This is a genomic window from Acinetobacter sp. P8-3-8, from assembly GCF_000214135.1.
Lineage (GTDB): Bacteria > Pseudomonadota > Gammaproteobacteria > Pseudomonadales > Moraxellaceae > Acinetobacter.
On record NZ_AFIE01000014.1, the window covers coordinates 1 to 18,599 of the forward strand.

14 protein-coding genes are annotated in these 18,599 nt (G+C 37.2%); 9 read left to right on the plus strand and 5 right to left on the minus strand.

What is annotated here, in order from left to right; genetic code table 11:
* Positions 1 to 48 precede the first annotated feature (48 nt).
* The 5 genes from GGG_RS0108095 to GGG_RS0108115 all read left to right on the plus strand — a co-directional run bounded on the left by GGG_RS0108095 (position 49) and on the right by GGG_RS0108115 (position 6,593).
* The gene (locus tag GGG_RS0108095) at positions 49 to 1,185 is read left to right on the plus strand and encodes a restriction endonuclease subunit S (protein WP_010113734.1); all 1,137 of its coding nucleotides are present in this window, start codon (positions 49 to 51) and stop codon (positions 1,183 to 1,185) included.
* Positions 1,166 to 1,723: a hypothetical protein gene (locus GGG_RS0108100; protein ID WP_010113735.1), complete on the plus strand. Its 558-nt coding sequence runs from the start codon at positions 1,166 to 1,168 to the stop codon at positions 1,721 to 1,723. Before GGG_RS0108095 ends, GGG_RS0108100 begins: the two co-directional genes overlap by 20 nt.
* 1 nt (position 1,724) lies before the next feature.
* Positions 1,725 to 2,630, plus strand: a complete 906-nt coding sequence (locus tag GGG_RS0108105; RefSeq protein ID WP_010113738.1) for a Kiwa anti-phage protein KwaB-like domain-containing protein — start codon at positions 1,725 to 1,727, stop codon at positions 2,628 to 2,630.
* Between the two features lie 21 nt (positions 2,631 to 2,651).
* Entirely contained in the window at positions 2,652 to 5,756 is a 3,105-nt protein-coding gene (locus GGG_RS0108110; protein WP_010113739.1) for a type I restriction endonuclease subunit R, read from the plus strand.
* Positions 5,757 to 5,975: 219 nt separating this feature from the next.
* Positions 5,976 to 6,593 (plus strand): DUF805 domain-containing protein, encoded by a 618-nt coding sequence (locus GGG_RS0108115; protein ID WP_004281638.1) that lies wholly within the window; start codon positions 5,976 to 5,978, stop codon positions 6,591 to 6,593.
* 918 nt (positions 6,594 to 7,511) lie between these two features.
* Here GGG_RS0108115 and GGG_RS0108120 read toward each other — a convergent pair.
* Positions 7,512 to 8,504 (minus strand): AraC family transcriptional regulator, encoded by a 993-nt coding sequence (locus GGG_RS0108120; RefSeq protein WP_010113744.1) that lies wholly within the window; start codon positions 8,502 to 8,504, stop codon positions 7,512 to 7,514.
* A 17-nt stretch (positions 8,505 to 8,521) separates the two neighbouring features.
* Positions 8,522 to 9,508: a hypothetical protein gene (locus tag GGG_RS0108125; RefSeq protein WP_010113746.1), complete on the minus strand. Its 987-nt coding sequence runs from the start codon at positions 9,506 to 9,508 to the stop codon at positions 8,522 to 8,524.
* A gap of 756 nt (positions 9,509 to 10,264) precedes the next feature.
* On the opposite strand from GGG_RS0108125, the gene GGG_RS0108130 reads away from it, so the two are divergent.
* A complete protein-coding gene (locus GGG_RS0108130; RefSeq protein ID WP_010113748.1) occupies positions 10,265 to 11,866 on the plus strand; it encodes a phosphoethanolamine transferase in 1,602 nt (533 codons plus the stop codon).
* 432 nt (positions 11,867 to 12,298) lie between these two features.
* Complete coding sequence (locus GGG_RS0108135; protein WP_010113749.1) at positions 12,299 to 14,137, plus strand: monovalent cation:proton antiporter-2 (CPA2) family protein; 1,839 nt, start codon at positions 12,299 to 12,301, stop codon at positions 14,135 to 14,137.
* Between the two features lie 377 nt (positions 14,138 to 14,514).
* On the opposite strand, the gene GGG_RS0108140 is transcribed toward GGG_RS0108135, so the two are convergent.
* Positions 14,515 to 14,928 (minus strand): DUF962 domain-containing protein, encoded by a 414-nt coding sequence (locus GGG_RS0108140; protein ID WP_010113750.1) that lies wholly within the window; start codon positions 14,926 to 14,928, stop codon positions 14,515 to 14,517.
* A gap of 68 nt (positions 14,929 to 14,996) precedes the next feature.
* Between GGG_RS0108140 and GGG_RS0108145 the strand changes: the two genes are divergently transcribed.
* Positions 14,997 to 15,818: an AraC family transcriptional regulator gene (locus tag GGG_RS0108145; protein WP_029574500.1), complete on the plus strand. Its 822-nt coding sequence runs from the start codon at positions 14,997 to 14,999 to the stop codon at positions 15,816 to 15,818.
* Between the two features lie 322 nt (positions 15,819 to 16,140).
* On the plus strand, positions 16,141 to 16,812 hold the full coding sequence (locus GGG_RS0108150) for a HEPN domain-containing protein (RefSeq protein ID WP_010113752.1): 672 nt from the start codon (positions 16,141 to 16,143) through the stop codon (positions 16,810 to 16,812).
* Positions 16,813 to 16,947: 135 nt separating this feature from the next.
* On the opposite strand, the gene GGG_RS0108155 is transcribed toward GGG_RS0108150, so the two are convergent.
* Together GGG_RS0108155 and GGG_RS0108160 are read right to left on the minus strand one after the other, a co-directional pair.
* Entirely contained in the window at positions 16,948 to 18,138 is a 1,191-nt protein-coding gene (locus GGG_RS0108155; protein ID WP_010113753.1) for an MFS transporter, read from the minus strand.
* 22 nt (positions 18,139 to 18,160) lie between these two features.
* Positions 18,161 to 18,592 carry a RidA family protein gene (locus GGG_RS0108160; protein ID WP_010113754.1) on the minus strand — a complete coding sequence of 144 codons (432 nt, stop codon included), beginning with the start codon at positions 18,590 to 18,592 and terminating at the stop codon, positions 18,161 to 18,163.
* Positions 18,593 to 18,599 lie beyond the last annotated feature (7 nt).

Genomic DNA, 18,599 nt, shown 5'->3' on the forward strand with positions numbered 1-18,599 from the left:
ATCACTTGTGGGTAGGGTTGCTCGGTTTTGGGATAAAGGAAAAAGAGCTTGGATAAACCAACGAGTTGGAAGGGTTGTTCTAAAAAAAATAAAACTGTTCATAAAGATTTTATTTTTTATTTTTTGGGTACTAAGGAATCCCAAAATTACTTAGTTGCTAATTCTAGTGGTAGTGCGAATCAAGCTAATATAAATAGTGCAACTATTGAAGCACTTCCATTTCCTCAAATAGATTATTTAACTAGCGAAAAGATTTCTCAAGTTTTAAGAACTTTCGATGAAAAAATTTATCTTAACAGCCAAATCAACCAAACTCTAGAATCCATCGCCCAAGCTATATTTAAAAGTTGGTTTATCGACTTTGATCCTGTCCGTGCCAAAATTGCAGCTAAGCAGGAAGGCAAAGACACTGAACTTGCTGCCATGTGTGCCATTAGCGGTAAAAGTGAAGTTGAGATTCAGCAAATATCTGATGATGATTTTATTGAATTACAGGCGACTGCTGCACTGTTTCCTGATGAATTGGTGGAAAGTGAATTAGGGGAAGTGCCGAAGGGGTGGAATATTACAAAAATAGCTACTGTAACAGCTTCCATATTTAGTGGAGGCACTCCTTCAACTAAAGAAGAGACATATTGGAATGGTGAAATACCGTGGCTATCATCTGGGGAAACCAGAAATAAAATTATTGTATCCACTGAAAAATCTATAACTGAAACGGCAGTTAAAAAATCTTCAACAAAGTTAGCATTTTTTGGAGATATTCTAATTGCGAGTGCGGGACAAGGGCATACTCGCGGGCAAACATCTTTTAATGCGATTGAATGCTATATTAATCAATCAATTGTTGCTTTGAGAGCAAATGATAAGGTTTCACCTTATTGGTTATATTATTGCTTAGAGCCTCGTTATGATGAAATGCGTTCTCTATCGGACTCCCATAGTAGTAGAGGAAGTTTGACTACAAAATTATTAGCATCCATGCCAGTAATTCTACCAACTAAAAAACTCGTAGTGAGCTTCGATAAAGTAATAAAATCTATGCTGACTCAACAAGTAAAAAATTTAAAAGAAACAAAAATATTAAAAGAAACTAGAGATGCTTTAATACCAAAATTATTATCTGGTGATCTTGATATATCAGATCTAGTTAGTGAGACAGAGTATGAATATTCAGCAGAATGAGTCACTAGGTTTTATACGTGTAATGATGGTGTTAAGTAGTTTTTCACCATTATTTATTTTGTGGGCTTTAAGGGGGAATCAAGAGGTATCTGATTTATACTTAATTCCCTTTTGTGCTTTATTTGTCATTGTTCCTAATTTATTTTTATGGCGAAGAATTAATGTTGCCAAGAAACAAAATGATAAACGCATAATAAAGGTTGGAACTGCAGATGATCATAAGGATCACATTTTAGTTTATTTGTTTGCTACCTTATTGCCTTTTTATTCTGTTGGTATAGAGAGCTTAAGAGATATAGGGACTACATTAGTTGCTTTGATCTTTGTGATTTTCTTGTTTTTGCACTTAAATTTACATTACATGAATATTTTATTTGCAATGAAAGGCTATCGCATTTTTACAATTTGTCCGCCGGAGGATGATAACTCTATCAGTGGTAAAATACCTCAGGTACTCATTACAAAAAGAGCCATAGTGTTAAATGGTGATGAAATAGAAGCGTATAGATTAAGTAATACAGTTTATTTGGAGATTTAATGTGGTTCTAGATTTTGACTTTGACAATATTAAGAATATTGAATTTGGGGTGGGGAGAGAGTTAGAAGATCAAAATCAACAGTTTTTTGAGGCTGTTCCTGTAGATGTGAGTGTTCAGAAAGCATTAGTTGAGATGGCTAAGGCAACTGTTGAAATCATGAATAAAAGCAGTCCTAGTCCTGATTTATATCAACCGTCAGAAAAGCATGCAGGTATTGAATATTTATATTTACCGATTTCTGACCAAATGGCACAAACCATGAAGGACTTGCATGAGGCTTTAAACCTACCGATAAATAGCAAGGTTTTAAAAAATCCAACAGAAATTTTCTGCTATTTCGCTAGGTTTTCTGATCAATCTGGGAAAAAGCTAACTGCCTTACGCAGAGCTACTCAGTTCAAAGGAGTATTGAAAAATAAACTTATTAGCGTATGTGATGACACATTAAAAATTGTTGAAGAAAAAGTATTTAAACTAGATGCTGACTTTGATCTTTTAATTGATAATTCTAATATACATATAATTCGACCAAGTGCTTTTGAATTTGCTGGTAGGTTACAAGAAGCTATTTTACAAGCTGTGCCTGCAAATATTACTTCCATTGCAGCTGATATCAATTATGTCGATTTTACTAGCATTCAAGCTTATGCCGAGCAAAGACCTCGTGCGGCTCGGTATATTGCATCTATTAAATCACAAGTTGAAACAAAGAATATCAATAAAGATAGCTTGAAATCATTATGTGAAAATACTGGAGTTGGTTTAACTATTCAGGATGGAAAATTCTTTATAAATGGAGGGTCTGAGTTAGGTTTTTTAGAGGTTTTGGATCGGCGTCGTTACCGTTTAGAGTTGATTGATGGAAAAGCTGAAAATTTTAAAGCGTCAAGCAGAAGTAAGTTATAAATAAAAAATGAGATGAAATCCATGAACGAAACACAACTCGAAAACTTATGCCTTGATTGGTTCTCTGAAAATGGCTGGGGGGTCGTTCATGGTATTGATATTGCGCCTGACAGCAGTAATCCCCTACGCAAAGACTATAAACAAGTCTTAATTGAGTCAGATTTACATGCTGCATTTGAACGATTAAATCCACATCTTCCAATAAACTGTTTTGAACAAGTTTTACAAAAGCTGAATCAACCCGAAAGTCTAGACTTGGTGACTAATAACCGTACCTTTCACCGTATGCTATTGGAAGGTGTACCTGTCACGTATAAGAAACAGGATGATTGGATAAATGACCATGCTTTCTTGGTAGACTTTAACCATGTGCATCAAAACCGTTTTGTTGCGGTCAATCAATTTACCATTATAGGTCGGAAGCAGCCGCGACGCCCTGACATCATCTGCTTTATCAACGGTATTCCCTTTGCCGTGTTGGAGCTAAAAAGCCCAACCGATGAAAATGCGGATATCTGGGATGCTTTTAACCAGCTCCAAACCTATAAAGAAGAAATCTCTGATTTATTTGTCTTTAATGAAGCTTTGGTAGTCAGTGATGGCATAACAGCTCGTGTCGGTTCACTGACGGCGAACCAAGAACGCTTTTTACCGTGGCGCACGATTAAGAATGAAGATGACAAACCTGCCTTAGAGTGGGAGCTGGAAACGGTTGTTCGAGGTTTTTTTGATAGAGAGCTGTTTCTAGATTACATCCGATTCTTTGTGCTATTTGAAACTGATGGTGAAAAGACCATTAAGAAAATTGCAGGCTATCATCAGTTCCATGCGGTTAGGGAAGCGGTTCAAGCGACCATTACAGCAGCCCATCCAACTGGGGACAAAAAAGCAGGCGTTGTGTGGCATACACAAGGCTCGGGTAAAAGTATTTCCATGTGCTGCTATGCAGGCAAAATTTTACAGCAGCCAGCCATGCACAACCCAACCTTGTTAATCGTAACTGACCGTAATGACTTGGATGGACAGCTTTTTGAAACCTTTAGCAATGCTCAAGGTTTATTAAAACAAACGCCAGTACAAGCAAATAACCGTGATGAGCTGAGAAAGTTTTTAGCTGAGCGTGAGTCTGGTGGCATCATCTTTACCACAGTACAAAAATTCGCATTACTAGAAGGTGAGAGTGAGCATCCATTATTGAATGGACGCCATAATATTGTTGTGATGTCAGATGAAGCACATCGTAGCCAATATGGTCTGAAAGCAAAACTGAGCAATGATGGCACATACAAGTTCGGCTATGCCAAGCATATGCGCGATGCCTTAAAGAATGCTGCTTTTATTGGCTTTACTGGAACCCCGATTTCGAGTGAGGATAAAGACACCCGAGCTGTCTTTGGTGATTATGTTTCCATCTATGACATTCAGGATGCCGTCGATGATGGTGCAACCGTCCCAATCTACTACGAATCACGCTTGGCAAAGCTGGACATCAATCAGACTGAAATTGAAGATTTATCTGATCAAGTCGATGAAGTTGTAGAAGATGAAGAAGATGTTGGTAACCGAGAAAAGACCAAGAGTGAGTGGAGCCGACTAGAAAAACTGGTGGGTGCCACACCACGACTAAAACAGATTGCTGCGGATTTAGTCACACACTTTGAAGCCCGAACCGAAGCCACGGCAGGTAAAGGTATGATTGTCACGATGAGCCGAGAGATTTGTGTTCATCTCTACAATGAGATTGTTGCTTTGCGCCCAGATTGGCATGACCCTGATCCTGAAAAGGGTAAAATCAAAATTGTGATGACAGGTTCAGCTTCAGATAAACCATTGTTACAGCCACATATTTACAACAAGCAAGTTAAAAAGCGTCTGGAAAAACGATTCAAGGATGTAAACGATCCCCTGCAACTGGTGATTGTACGCGATATGTGGCTTACAGGTTTTGATGCACCGTGTACACACACCATGTATATCGATAAGCCAATGAAAGGCCATAACCTCATGCAGGCCATTGCACGTGTGAACCGTGTTTTTAAAGATAAGCAGGGTGGACTAGTTGTTGACTATATCGGCATTGCTAATGAATTGAAGCAAGCATTAAAAACCTATACCGATGCCAAAGGTAAAGGTGAGCCGACTTTACGTGCAGAAGAAGCCTATGCAGTTCTTGCTGAAAAGATGGATGCCATACGAGGAATGTTTGCCAAAACCAATGAGCAGGTAGGCATGGATTTAAGTGCTTATGAAACTCAGGCACACCGACTGATTATCTCCGCAGCTAACTATGTGCTGAGCTTAAAGGATGGTAAAAAGCGTTTTCTTGATTTAGTCCTGGCAACCAATAAAGCCTTCTCTTTATGCAGCACCTTGGATGAAGCGAAGAACCTGCACAAAGAAATTGCCTTTTACTCAGCCATTAAAGCGGTCATTAGCAAGCATACCTCTGTAGATCGTAAACTGTCGCAAGCTGAAAAGGACAGTACACTAAAACAGATTCTGGATAATGCTGTCATTGCAGATGGGGTAACAGATGTTTTTGCAATGTGTGGTTTAGATAAACCAAACATTGGCTTGCTTTCAGATGAGTTCTTAGAAGATGTACGGCAGATGCCATATCGTAATTTGGCAGTTGAACTTCTAGAAAAGTTGTTGAATGACGGCATTAAAGCAAAGACGCGAAACAATGTGGTACAGGAAAAACGCTTCTCTGACCGTTTGCAGGAAACCTTGAGGAAATACAATAACCGAGCGATTGAAACTTCTCAGGTCATTGAAGAACTCATTCAAATGGCAAAAGAATTTCAGGCAGAGATGCAGCGTGAAGCATCACTTGGGTTAAATCCAGATGAAATCGCTTTCTACGATGCCTTGGCGAATAATGAAAGTGCTGTCAGAGAGCTTGGAGACGATACGCTGAAACAGATCGCACGAGAGATTACAGAGAAGCTACGGAAATCAACGACGGTCGATTGGCAGGTTCGGGATAGTGTGCGTGCTCAGCTGAAAATATTAGTACGTCGTACTTTGCAGCGTTGGAAGTATCCACCTGATAAAGCAGCTGAAGCGATTGAGTTAGTGATGAAGCAGGCTGAGCAGTTGTCGAATGCTTGGACGAGTGGATAAGTCAAATTCAATCAATATTAGACTTGTAAATGATCCAAAACTCCATACATATTTTTTAAATGAATTATAAGGATAAAATATTTTTTATCCTTATAATTCATTGTCTTTAGTGAGGAAATAATACTAAAATAGCAATTTGATTAAATGAAATATAACACTTTTTTGTAAAATCGAAATTTTAATGAAAATTAAAATATTAAATTAAGGGGTAGCACCAGAATGAAAGGTACATTATTAGATTTTAGTATTCAAACAAATGAAGGGATTATTACTGGTCAAGATAATAATCGATATAAGTTTACAGGTGCTGAGTGGAAAGAAAATGTTTCCCCAAGCCGCGGACAGCAAGTCGATTTTGAAGTCAGTGAGTCTGGTCAGGCTGTTGGTATTTATCTTGAGTATCCAGCTCAAGCTCTAGCAAAAAAACAAATTTCTGCATCAACAGGCACAGCTGTAGAATTAAAAGATGAAGCAAATTATAACCTTCTCGACTGGTCAATGAAATGTATGCGGAAGTATGTCGATTTTTCTGGGCGTGCAAGACGTAAAGAGTATTGGTATTTCTACCTATTCCAGATTATTGTCGGATTCGGTCTAGGGATAATTGCTGCCATACTTGACTTAAGTGATGATGGGTTGAATGGTATTATGGCTTTGATGTATTTAGTCTTTTTACTACCGAACTTATCTGTTCTTGCACGCCGACTGCATGACGTGAATCGTTCTGGATGGTGGATGCTTATTTCATTGACAATTATTGGACTTATTCCTCTATTTATTTGGTTGGTTTCAGAAACAAAGCAAGAATCAAACCAATGGGGACAACCTGCAAAATAATTGAGCTAAGGGCTTTCTGCTAGTTTGTGGGAAGCCTTATTTTCTGTTCAAATTATGCTGCATCAAGTGAATGCTATACAATAAATTATGATTATCACCTTGGCACGTAATTGAGATAAGCATTGCTTTTTAAGTATTCGTAGACTTTGAGGATGCTGTGTTTTAATCTCAAGCATATTTTATTAACTTTTTTAGCTTTGACTGCCTGTTAAATTATCAGAATAAATAATAATGACTGGATATTTTACACCAAATTTACGCCACTAAAATTCAAAAATACTATAAATAATTGTTTTTAAAGGGTAAAATTTATCATGATGTCCAATCCATCATCGGTGCAACACTGATTCGTGGAGATTGAGGGGCTTCAATGGTTTTGTCAGTATTCATTAAAAAATCAGGCTCTTCATCAGTGTTTATCAGCTTTTGTCTGCAAATACATGATAGCTATGCTATGTCTTGAAACAGAAGCGAGGTGCAAAAGAATATGTGGAATGATCTGTGGGAGCAGACACGAATAAAACGGAACATGATGCTTCATTTTTATTCAGGCTATTTCCAATAGCGCGCAATACTATCACAAAAATGGAATCGGTTCATTTGGCTGAGCATGTTGCTTTGAGAAAGGGATGAATACCTTATCTCAAGTTGAAACCTATCACGAGCATCGTGCCATGAGTCAAGATCACAGACTTGATTTTGGAATAGTTTGGTGCAGGAGCAGGTTTAAAACAACATGGCTTGGAACAAGAACTATGTTTATTGGTTTAAGCTAGCTTTAAGTTTTTGAGATTAAATTGAATCTTGTCAATCAAGCAAAGTTTATGTTGTATCACCTCCAGAGCATAAACCTTTTATAGCCACATCAACTCGATGTGGCTTTTTTTATGTTTGCTGAAAAGTAGATCAAGCAAAGTTTCATGATTCTCTATTTTTACGAAATTGATCAGGCGTCTTACCCGTCCAACTTTGAAATGCACGTGAAAATGAATTGGGTTCGTCATAGCCCAGTAAAAAAGCAGTTTCAATAATCGACTGTTGCATTTCCATCAGATAGTGCCGAGCAAGTTCAAGTCTTAAATGATTCAGTTCAGCTTGAAAATTAGTCCCTTCAACAGAGAGTTTGCGTTGTAATGTTCTAGGGCTCACAGCCAACTGATGGGCTATATTTGCAATCGTACATTGTCCACTTGCCAAATTCTGAGCAATACTCGCTCTAACATGAGAGGTATATGAAGAATCTTTTACAAGTTCTGCGAGTCGCAATTTAAGGCTGGGTTCCAATACATCCCAAAAGCTCTCATTGGCTGTTAGAAATTCTGTTTCAGCATCTTTGGCATGAAAAGAGATAGCAGCACAATCACCAATATCGACTGGAATACCAAAAAATGCTTCAGCTTCTTCATGGAAAGATATTGTTTCGGGCAAAGTAACTGAAGCTGGCACAATATGCTTTCTCGTCGCTAAACGGGTTAAGTGCATTAAAAAAATAACTTCAGTAATGAGTAACGATGTAGGCGGTGAAATGCTTGTTTCTGAACCTGTAAAAGTTGCTAACGTATAGGTTTCATCTATGTCAATTTTAAGCCGTAAAGGACCTAATAAAAGTTTATAGCGAGAAAAACGTAACAAGGCCACATTCAGATTCTGACTACATAGACATGCAAACATTAACGGATTAAAAATTTCAACTTTAATTGCTTGCCCAAGCTTGAGTGGGAAATCTTCCACATTTAAAAGTAGAACAAAGCTTTCCCAAAACCGAAAATACTCTTCAGCAGTTACGGTCGGTTGGCTACGATTAAATAAGTCTAGTGGTAATCGTGCATGACGTAAGAGTTGAATCACATCAAGTTGAAGATCCTTTAAAAGGACCTTCCATGCTACGTCAAGTGAATATCGTTGTTGCATTGATCACTCCAACAGTTTTATCCAACAATAGCTCTCAATTGTTTTGCTTGTTCATCAATAGATTGAGGGCCATTTGATGTCATCAATTTAAGTGCTGGATCCCAAATAACTTTGATCGCGCCTGCATCTAATGTGGTTTCTACGTTATAGCCAACTTCTTTTAATGCGACATCCACATAGTAAGTTAATCGAGTTTTGTGATCAGGAATTTTAGGATAACTGACAGTAAGCGCAATTAATTCACCGTGTTTAGGCACCATGGTAATGGTTGCGCCAACGAATGGGTGATTTGGGTAATCCTTGGGTTGACCAGATTGATCAATACGAAAACGAGCTGATGTCATTGCAATAGGTGCATGACAAATCATGGAGAGAATCACGTTATTTTCATACGCAAGATTGATGATTTCACCCAACCAAGGAGAATCTCGAAAATCTACCATTGGCGCATGACCACCAGGGAAGTGAATAAAATCAAAATCTGCTATGGAAAAATCATCATTAGGATCACGATGCTTTTCTACAAGAGACTGTGCTGATAAATACTGTTTTGTCGGAAGTTGACTAAAAGCCGTTACCAAATCATTTCTCATTGATGCTGCTTCGGGATCAGTATGAGGAAGTATTTCAGACACAGAAAGTGAACCTAAATGGCGATACGCAAGTTCTAATTCTTCTCTGCGACGTTCAACTAGTTCAGGATGATATTCTGCAAAAGATTTATGAGAAAGCATCTGAGAAATCGTCGCTTTAGTCAATTTGGACGTTGCCATAAAAGGCAAAGACATCCCATTAATATCAAGTTGAGGAGTATGCCCATCAGGAGTACAAAATGTGAACTCATAATCTTTTTCAAATTCTTTTAATATTTGTGCGAGTTCGACCAAGAAAAAACCAGTTGAGATAGAACCGATTTCGACTGGTAGGCGTAGAGGAAGTTGTGTTGCGGAGGAAAGCAAGATAAGCGCTTTGCGTTTTTTGGCTGTATTTTGATCATCAGTCATATTGAATTTTCCTATGTTATTACTCAACGACTTCAATGTTAGTTTTCACTAATATTGATTGGATAGGTAAAATATAGTGTAAATTTTAAACGACAACATCATCAAATGACGTCACTTTGAAATCAAATAACGCCATATTGAACGAGTTCATCAATACATGATTGCTCAGTAGTAAAGTATTAAATACCCCAATAATTGAATGCACGAAATCATAGCCACATCTTCGGATATGGATTTTCTATGCCCGAAATTCAATCAATATAGGAGTTAAATAATGAATAGTCACTTAAATATTTCTAACTCATCCAATGCAGTAATGACTAGTACAGCAATCAAAAGCTAACCTTTTATTGCACTACGTTTTTTTAGTGCTACACATTCCTAATATTCTTTCTAAACTTTCAATTATCATCGTGATTAAAGCAGTAGTGTTATCGCTTTAGAAAATTACATTTTCAATTCTTCGTTAAATCAATTCAATTATTTATATCTTGCAATTATTTTTCAATTTTAGATTTTTAATTAAGTTATTGAATTAAATGAAATACATTGTATTGTGTCGATAAGAAGTAGTGTGAATAAAGCTTTCTAAATTTACGAATGTGAAACATCACCCTCGCAAGGTGTTTATTTTAGATCAGTGTTGACATTTTCAGCATGAAAGGCAGTATAGTGAGCCGTAATTTGGCTTAATGACTGATTTTACATGTCCACTATTTTTATATTACAACTGCCTAAACACGCTCGTCATCTTTCATGAATCATCGAAATATTATCGTTTTAGCCTTTTTATTCATTCCGGCAATATTTACAGGAAGTGTACTTGCGATTGCAGGTAATCTTTCGGATGGCATTCGTCTAGGGCTTTTATCTTTACCAGGGACGTGGTTGTTGTATTTGGCAATCCATAAATCTCATATTGCGTGGAAGTTTGCTGCGATTTTATGGTGGTGTATATTTTGGACGGATGCTTTGTTACGGTCTTCCAGTTGGTTCTTGTTTAAAAGTGATAATGATGCACATTTTATTATTCAAGCCATAGCGAATACGACTTTACAGGAATCGATGGAGTTTTTGCAGTTCCATGCATGGTCATTAGCACTTGGTTTTATGGTGACTATTTTACTGAGCCTTGCTTATTTTTTTGGAATTTTTAATCTATTACCTAAATTATGGTCAAAGAAGACATTTAAGTCTAAAGCAACGCGATATAGCAGTATCTTTTTAGCCGTTTTGGCTTTGGCGAGCTATGTCATTGAACCTTCTTTGGCGCAGCATCCTCTATTTTATTGGACTGATTATTTTTCAAAAATTCAAGCATTTAAAGATCAAATTAAAAGTCATAAACACGTTCAGGAAATATGGCAAAAAAACGCAGACAATAATCTACTTTCTAGTCAGCAAGCTTATGCAACTCAAACACATACTTTGATGATTACAGACAGTGTGACCAGTCAAAATTTGAGTGTTTGTGGTTATGAGCGTCATACGACACCTGCACTGGAAAAATATGCTTCGTCCTTTCAAATTTTTTGTAATGCGTATTCTCCAGCAGCATCTACAATTAGCTCATTGAAAATGACACTGACAGAAGCAGAAAAAAGTACACAAGAGCAATATGCATCGGAAAGTATGCTGGCCTATGCCAAAGCCGCAGGGTTTAAGGTGTATTGGATCAGCAACCAAAATGATAGTTATATTTCATCATTGTTTGGTTCATTTGTGGACGAGCAGGTTTATGTTAATCATCGTTCAGGGCGTAGTAGTGCTTCATTAGATGGAAATTTACTGCCTGTTTATCAAAAAATTTTAAAAGATCCCTTTCCTAAAAAATTGATTATTGTTCATTTCATTGGTGCACATCCAAATTATCAGTTACGTTATCCTGAGAGTTTTTCTAAATTTACGACTGAAACCAATGATATTGTGGAACAAAAATTAGAACAAAATGATATTGGTTTTTGGGTACAGCAACAAAGAAATTATTATGACAATAGTATTGTTTACCAAGACTGGTTAATTGATCGGTTCTTTAAAACCTTTCAAAACAATGATATTGCTGAATTTCGTTCTTTTATTTTTGTTTCTGATCATGGTAATGAAGTCGGTCATGAAATTGATTTTGCAGGACATAGTCCCAACACCAAAGCGGGTTATCAAGTACCTTTGGTGATTTGGTATGATGGTATGAAAAATAAGGGTGTCGATGTAAATAAGGCAATTAATACTGCTGATTTAGATAATTCGTTGATGAGTTTGATGGGGCTTCATGAGAAAAATGAACAATACCATTCCCCTGACTTTTTAAGTCAGAATTATTTATTCAAACCGTCGGCAGATTGGCCGTATTGGCAATAAGCATATTTTATACATTTTTAATGTGAAAGATTAACTGATTGATAGCACTATTTTGTCTGAGTTTTTAGCTATGTGATTGTTCAGAGGATAATACTTTTTACTGTGCAGTTCTATATCATCAATGTCAGCTTTTTAGTTTGTTAAATGGATATTGGTTTGTCATGATTTATACAACAAATTCTTGATGTCGAATATCAAAGCTGTATATAGTTCAAAGTATTCAAATCTTTGACTAATGAGTCTAACTTCTCAAATCATCGCAATAAAAGTGACTTATACTGAGTAAGTCAGAAGTGAATTTTAAGGGTTTGGTCATAAGTGAAAAATAATCATTGAAACAAAAGCAACATAACTTTTGAATGAAATATATTGAATAAACTCAAGATAATCGTCGAATTCATTGTGATTATCAGGCGCTAAGATGGGAATAAGATGAGTACGGAAGCAGATTCAATAAGTTTAATTGGGCCAGTCGTGTTATTGAGTGCAGCTGTGATTGCTGTACCCATTTTCAAACGTATTGGTTTAGGGTCCATTTTAGGGTATTTAATCGCAGGGTTAATCATTGGCCCATTTGGTTTTGCTTTTTTTAACGATCCTACGTCAATTCTGCACATTGCTGAATTGGGGATCGTGATGTATCTCTTCATTATCGGTTTAGAGATGCAACCTTCGCATTTGTGGAGTTTGCGAAAAGAGATTTTTGGCTTAGGTAGCTTGCAAATTCTACTCTCAGTCATTGCACTCACAGGCATGGGGATGCTATTTGGCTTTAGTTGGCAAATCGCATTTATTGGTGCTGCGGGTTTTGTACTGACATCTACTGCAATTGTCATGCAATTATTAAGTGATAATGGTGAGTTGCATCAACCCCGAGGTCAAAAGATTGTTGCAATCTTATTATTTGAAGATCTTTTAATTGTCCCATTACTGGCATTGGTGGCTTTTATGGCACCGAACAAAGCTGTCGAAAGTGCCTCAGTGGGGATGCAAGGGATTGGGATAGGACTTCTTGCGATTGCAGCATTAATTTTTGCAGGTCATTGGTTATTAAATCCTTTATTTAAAATTTTAGCAGCAGCCAAAGCTAGAGAGGTGATGACAGCTGCAGCATTATTGGTGGTATTAGGTGCTGCATTGCTGATGCAATTAAGCGGTCTATCAATGGCACTTGGCGCTTTCCTTGCAGGCGTCCTTCTTTCAGAATCGACTTTCCGCCATCAAATTGAAGCAGATATCGAACCCTTTAGAAGTCTATTGCTCGGTTTATTTTTCTTAGGCGTGGGAATGTCTTTGGATTTGGCCGTGGTCGCTAAAAACTGGCCACTCATTTTAAGTGGTGTGGTTGCATTGATGTTAACCAAAGCATTGATGATTTATATCGTTGCACGTCTAACCAAAAGTAATCATTTTGAAGCATTAGATCGTGCGTTATTGATGGCTCAAGGGGGCGAGTTTGCATTTGTTCTATTTAGTGCCGCAACCACCGCTCAAATTATTGATAATACAATTAAGTCGAATTTGACGGCAGTCGTTATCTTGTCCATGGTACTTACACCAATCATAGGCATTGTCTTTAAGCGTTTTACTACACCAGAAGATGAGAAATTATCGGATCAAGTGAAAGTTGCAGATGGGTTAACTGGAAAAGTTTTGATTATTGGCTTCGGTCGTTTTGGTCAAGTTGCGAGTCAATTAATGTTGGCACGTAATGTAGACATTACCATTATTGATACTGATGTCAATATGATTCAAAACGCTGAGAAATTTGGTTTTGATGTTTATTATGGTGATGGTTCTCGCTTAGATATCTTACATGCATCTGGAGCCGAAACAGCAGAAGCGATATTGATTTGTGTTGATAAAAAAGAAACCGTCAATAAAATTGCAGAGTTAGTCAGTGTAGAATTTCCTTTAGCCAAACTGATTGTACGTTCCTATGATCGTGAGCATTCATTGTATTTAGCGAAGCATAATGTTGATTTTATGGTTCGAGAGACATTTGAATCTGCGATGCTTTTTGGACAGATTGCATTACAGCAATTAGGCGTAAGCCCAGAAGAAATTGAACAATTGAGTGATGACATCCGATCTTTAGATAATCAAAGATTTGAAACAGAAATCGCAGCTGATGATGTCTATGCGGGTGTAGGTATGCAATATACGCAACGAAAACCTCGCCCAACAGCACCGTTAGTGAAACCACAACATAGTGGTCAATTACTCAATAATCTAGAGGTGGAAACTTCAGAAATGGATGGAAAGGGTTAGGCCTAAGTTTGAAAATACGGTGTTCAAGCTAATTTTTAGTATGTAACGTCAGTTCGGGATAAACTTTGATGTAAGTTATTGAAAAGATACATCAGACACAGCGGAGTCTTACCGTTTAAAAGTCAAATGCAAGGATTAACCTTCGGTTCGACCTACTTTTCTTTCGGGAAAAGTAGGCAAAACCATTTGTCAGTCGCCAACTCGACAAATACTATCAAGTACCAAATAGATCGCAAAAACAGTATATTACAGATGTAGCCTGGCCTCGAACAATGCGACTGACGTTTCCGCGTATCAGATAGTTGGGAACATATCTTATCTCGAACTCAGGTTACTTAAATTGCCCTATAAGATACTTATAGGGCAATTTTTTTGATTTACCACTCAACACGTTTTAATAGAATGTCTTTGTACATTTTAAAATCACACACTAAACTGAAAAAAGGCTGTTTAAATGTGGCAGGTTTATTGTGTTCAAAAAAGAAATGCCCAATCCATGCAAAACCATAACCGACGACAGGTAGGGCCCAAAGTAGTTTCGCATTTTTGCTCATGGCAGCAGTAGCTGCGATCCCAATCACACACGTTGTACCTACAAAGTGTAAACGACGACAAGTTGGATCTGCATGTTGTGAAAGATAGAACGGATAAAATTCTTTTAACGTTTTATAGCGACCATCGCTACCGATGATTTGAACAGAAGGACTCTGAACTAACTCAAAAGTAGAATTTGAATCTTTAATAAGATTTTTGGTGCTATTTTTAACCAGTGTTTGGGTATCCTGTAACATATAACTACTCCTTTAGTGTGGATAAGGAGTATTTTTAAACTGTATGTCGAGGATGGTCTTGAACGAATATGCTATCACAACGTAAGGAATTGAATTTAGTCTCAGAAAATCAAAGTAAGATATATGTCTGGGATGGCGTAATCATGTATGTAACACGTGAGCATTTAACCAAAGCGCATGCGCATTTTCCTGCATTATTACAAATTGGTTTCGGTACAACATTTGCTGTGACTTTAGCTCAAGAAGAGCGGAGTTATCACGATATAGTTGTGATGGCACCGAATGTAAGTCATGGTACAGATTCAGAAAACCAATCCTATATCGCCGTGTTAATAGATCCTGATCATGCCTTATATTGTTATTTACATCCATTGTTAAACGGTGAGGCAATATGTTCCTTGCCCGCTTCTTGTTTGGATTCTTTCCATCCTCAGTTTCAACAGCTTATTGCAGGACATTTAAACCTTGTTGAAGCACAACAGCTTTTGATCAATGTTCTCTGTGCTTTAAGTTCTGGTAAATTGCCACAGTTACCTTGGGATACTCGGATTCTGCAAGCTTGTACTTATATTAAACAGCTCGTTCCTCAACAAATTCCAACGGTAGCGCAAGTTGCATTGCAGGTTGGTTTGTCTGAATCTCGACTGATGCATTTATTTAGTCAGCAATTGGGCATTTCGATGCGACGCTATATTTTATGGCTACGGATTTGCTATGCCATCAAATTATGGGTTGCAGGTCATAACCTGATTGATGTTGCATTGGAAGCAGGGTTTGCAGATCAAGCTCATTACACACGTACTTTGCGTAGCATGGTTGATTTTGCGCCATCAATGTTAAAGGAAAAAGCGATTTTTATGAGTAATTCAACATTGGAGTCATTGGAATGACGTGTATTTGCTTGATCTTGGTTTGATCGTTGCTAAAACGTTTCTAATATTTAGGTGTTGAAGCATATTTAAACAACCTAAGCAAAAACGGCAATCATCAACAATCATCTTAATGCATTTGTGGATAACTCAAAAGATATCAACATTCTAAAATCAATAAAGTCTGTAAAATGAGCTTTTATAAACAGTATGAATAGGATAATTCTTATTACTGATCACTCCTATAGAAGTCACTAGGATAAAAGTGAGGAAAACAGCTTGCTCAAAATAATATCCTTCAGTATGGTTCTTTATAAGAAAAAAAATGCCTTTGAGAAAATAGATGTTTGTACTAGAAGAAATTTATAAAAGTAAAAAGCCAGAAAATTCAAATCAATTTAACTTGCGTATCCAACGTGGTTTGAGTTGGTTTAAAAAAGCAACGTTATTAGATGATGATTTGGATCTTAAATTGATCAGTTTATGGATTGGTTTTAAGGCGATTTATATTCAAGATATTGATATTCATCGTTTAGAAGAGGTAGAAGAAAGCACGCAAAAGAAGCAAAACGTTAAACAATTTCTAAGTAAAATTCTACAATCCGACCAAGAACATAAAATCTATTCGCTTATTTGGGAAAAATTAAGCCAACCCGTTGTTAGAACAATTGAAAATCCTTATGTCTTTCAGCCATTTTGGGATTATCAAAATCAGGAAATAAGCCAAACAGCTTGGAAAGACGCTTTTGACATAGAGAAAAAGCAGATGCAACAAGTTGTGCAAAGCAAAGATACATTTGCGTTACTCTGCATAATTTTTAATCGGCTGGAAACCATACAAAGTCAAATACTCAATGGTGGTTCAACCTATAATAGTGCAATGAATCGTAAACAACTTCAGGATGCATGTAATATTCTGAGCGCAATCTTACCGACATTGATATACATTATTTTAGAAAATCCGATCATCTTTGACTTCAATAAACCGTACTATCCTGTATTGCAGATGTCTTAATATTTTGAGCAATAATCTTGAGCTATGAACTGTTCTAAGAGTAGATTTTTCAAATATTTTTCAAAAAGATAGGCTCATAAAAAATCCCCCGATTTTCGAAGGATTTTTATTGACCAGATTCGGTTTTTTAAATCTTTAAGCGGTTTGGGTTTTTGATAAGAGTAAACGATCTAACAATGCAAATATTGCAGAACCAGTCACTAAACATAAACCCACAATACAGGTCATTGTCCAACCGCCATGATGCCATGCGTAAACACCTAAAGCCGAACAACATGCGCCACCTGTAAAATAAATGGTCATATAAATAGAGTTAATTCGTGATTTTGCATTTGGGCGGAGTCGGAAAATAATGTTTTGATTACTGGTATGGACAATGGCAAGTCCTAAATTAATAATGCCATAACCTAAAATGTAGCTGATGAGTGATTTCCCGCCAAAGTATAGGAACACCCAGCTTATGGCTAAGATTGCAATTCCAATCCAAGTTAATAAAGTGGTATGACCTCGGTCTGCAAATTTTCCAATTTTAGTCGTGCTTAATGCACCAAATACACCAATTAAGGTTGCAACACCGACCATAAAATCAGGCAATTTAAAGGGTTCAGAGGTGAGTAGAACAGCAATAGTTGAAAATAGGATACTCATTGCAGCAAAGGCAAAGCCGCCAATCAAAGAGCGATAAATAAGGCGTTTTTCTTCCGATAGCAAAATTGCCATCGAGTGGAAAATTCTGCCATAACTCATTTTAGATGTCGGTACATGTGGCAAACGGCTTTTTAACATGAAAGCTAAAATTAACATAAGCATTGAACTGACAATGTAAATCAATTTCCAATTGACGAGGTTTGAAAATAAACCTGCCAAACTGGTCGAAAGCAATAATCCAACCAAAAGCCCACTCATTAAAAAACCGACCACTTCTCCTGTTTTTTCAGGCTGTACGGCCATGGTTGCAAGCGGAATCAAAACTTGCGCAGCAACAGAAAATAGTCCGACCAGTATCGTGCCAATCCAGAGCATCGGAAGATTGACTGCAAATGCGCAGATCAATAATCCAATCGCCGCAAAAAACATGAGTAGGGGAATGAACTTGGTTTTATTGACAATATCGCCCATCGGGACAATAAATAATAAACCAAGTGCATAAGACACCTGAGCAAAGGTGACGGTTAACGCCACTTGTGACTCTGGAACTTGGAAATATTGTTGAATTGAATGAATCAACGGTTGGCAATAATAGTTTGCTCCTGCACATAAACCACAGGCAATCGCCATTAACCAAAGCAATGCTTTATCTTGGCTAATATCGAGTTGAGCATTCATAAAGGTTTCCTAGTTCTTGGAGTTACATACAATAAGCGGTTGCTTCAATTTCAATGAGCATCCCTTGTAAAGCAAGACACGGGACAGGAATGAGGGTACAAGCAGGAAAAGCGTGACCTTTCCAACGTTGTTGCATTTCCTGAATTAAAAACTGATGTTTTCTAGGGCTGTGATCAACCACGAGTATTCTTAAAACAGCAATATCCAATATTGATGCATCGACTTCATCTAAAACATGTTGAACATTTGAAAAAGCTTGATGAACTTGTTGCGCAAAATCTTTGGATAGTTGTCCTTGTTGGTTTTCACCACCTTGTCCAGATATGTGAAGAATACGCAAATAATGACGCACTTCAGCGACATGACTATACGCAAATGCATTTGGATTATAAAGCGTATTTGGGTTAAACATTTCGAATGGCTTGATTTTCCACAATTCAGTTTTTGAATTCACGTTGTTG

Bases quoted from the DNA above. Each gene is read 5' to 3' on its own strand.
- GGG_RS0108100 (WP_010113735.1), top strand. From the start codon at position 1,166: ATGAATATTCAGCAGAATGAGTCACTAGGTTTTATACGTGTAATGATG.
- GGG_RS0108110 (WP_010113739.1), top strand. From the start codon at position 2,652: ATGAACGAAACACAACTCGAAAACTTATGCCTTGATTGGTTCTCTGAA.
- GGG_RS0108115 (WP_004281638.1), top strand. From the start codon at position 5,976: ATGAAAGGTACATTATTAGATTTTAGTATTCAAACAAATGAAGGGATT.
- GGG_RS0108120 (WP_010113744.1), bottom strand. From the start codon at position 8,504: ATGCAACAACGATATTCACTTGACGTAGCATGGAAGGTCCTTTTAAAG.
- GGG_RS0108125 (WP_010113746.1), bottom strand. From the start codon at position 9,508: ATGACTGATGATCAAAATACAGCCAAAAAACGCAAAGCGCTTATCTTG.
- GGG_RS0108130 (WP_010113748.1), top strand. From the start codon at position 10,265: ATGAATCATCGAAATATTATCGTTTTAGCCTTTTTATTCATTCCGGCA.
- GGG_RS0108135 (WP_010113749.1), top strand. From the start codon at position 12,299: ATGAGTACGGAAGCAGATTCAATAAGTTTAATTGGGCCAGTCGTGTTA.
- GGG_RS0108140 (WP_010113750.1), bottom strand. From the start codon at position 14,928: ATGTTACAGGATACCCAAACACTGGTTAAAAATAGCACCAAAAATCTT.
- GGG_RS0108145 (WP_029574500.1), top strand. From the start codon at position 14,997: ATGCTATCACAACGTAAGGAATTGAATTTAGTCTCAGAAAATCAAAGT.
- GGG_RS0108150 (WP_010113752.1), top strand. From the start codon at position 16,141: ATGTTTGTACTAGAAGAAATTTATAAAAGTAAAAAGCCAGAAAATTCA.
- GGG_RS0108155 (WP_010113753.1), bottom strand. From the start codon at position 18,138: ATGAATGCTCAACTCGATATTAGCCAAGATAAAGCATTGCTTTGGTTA.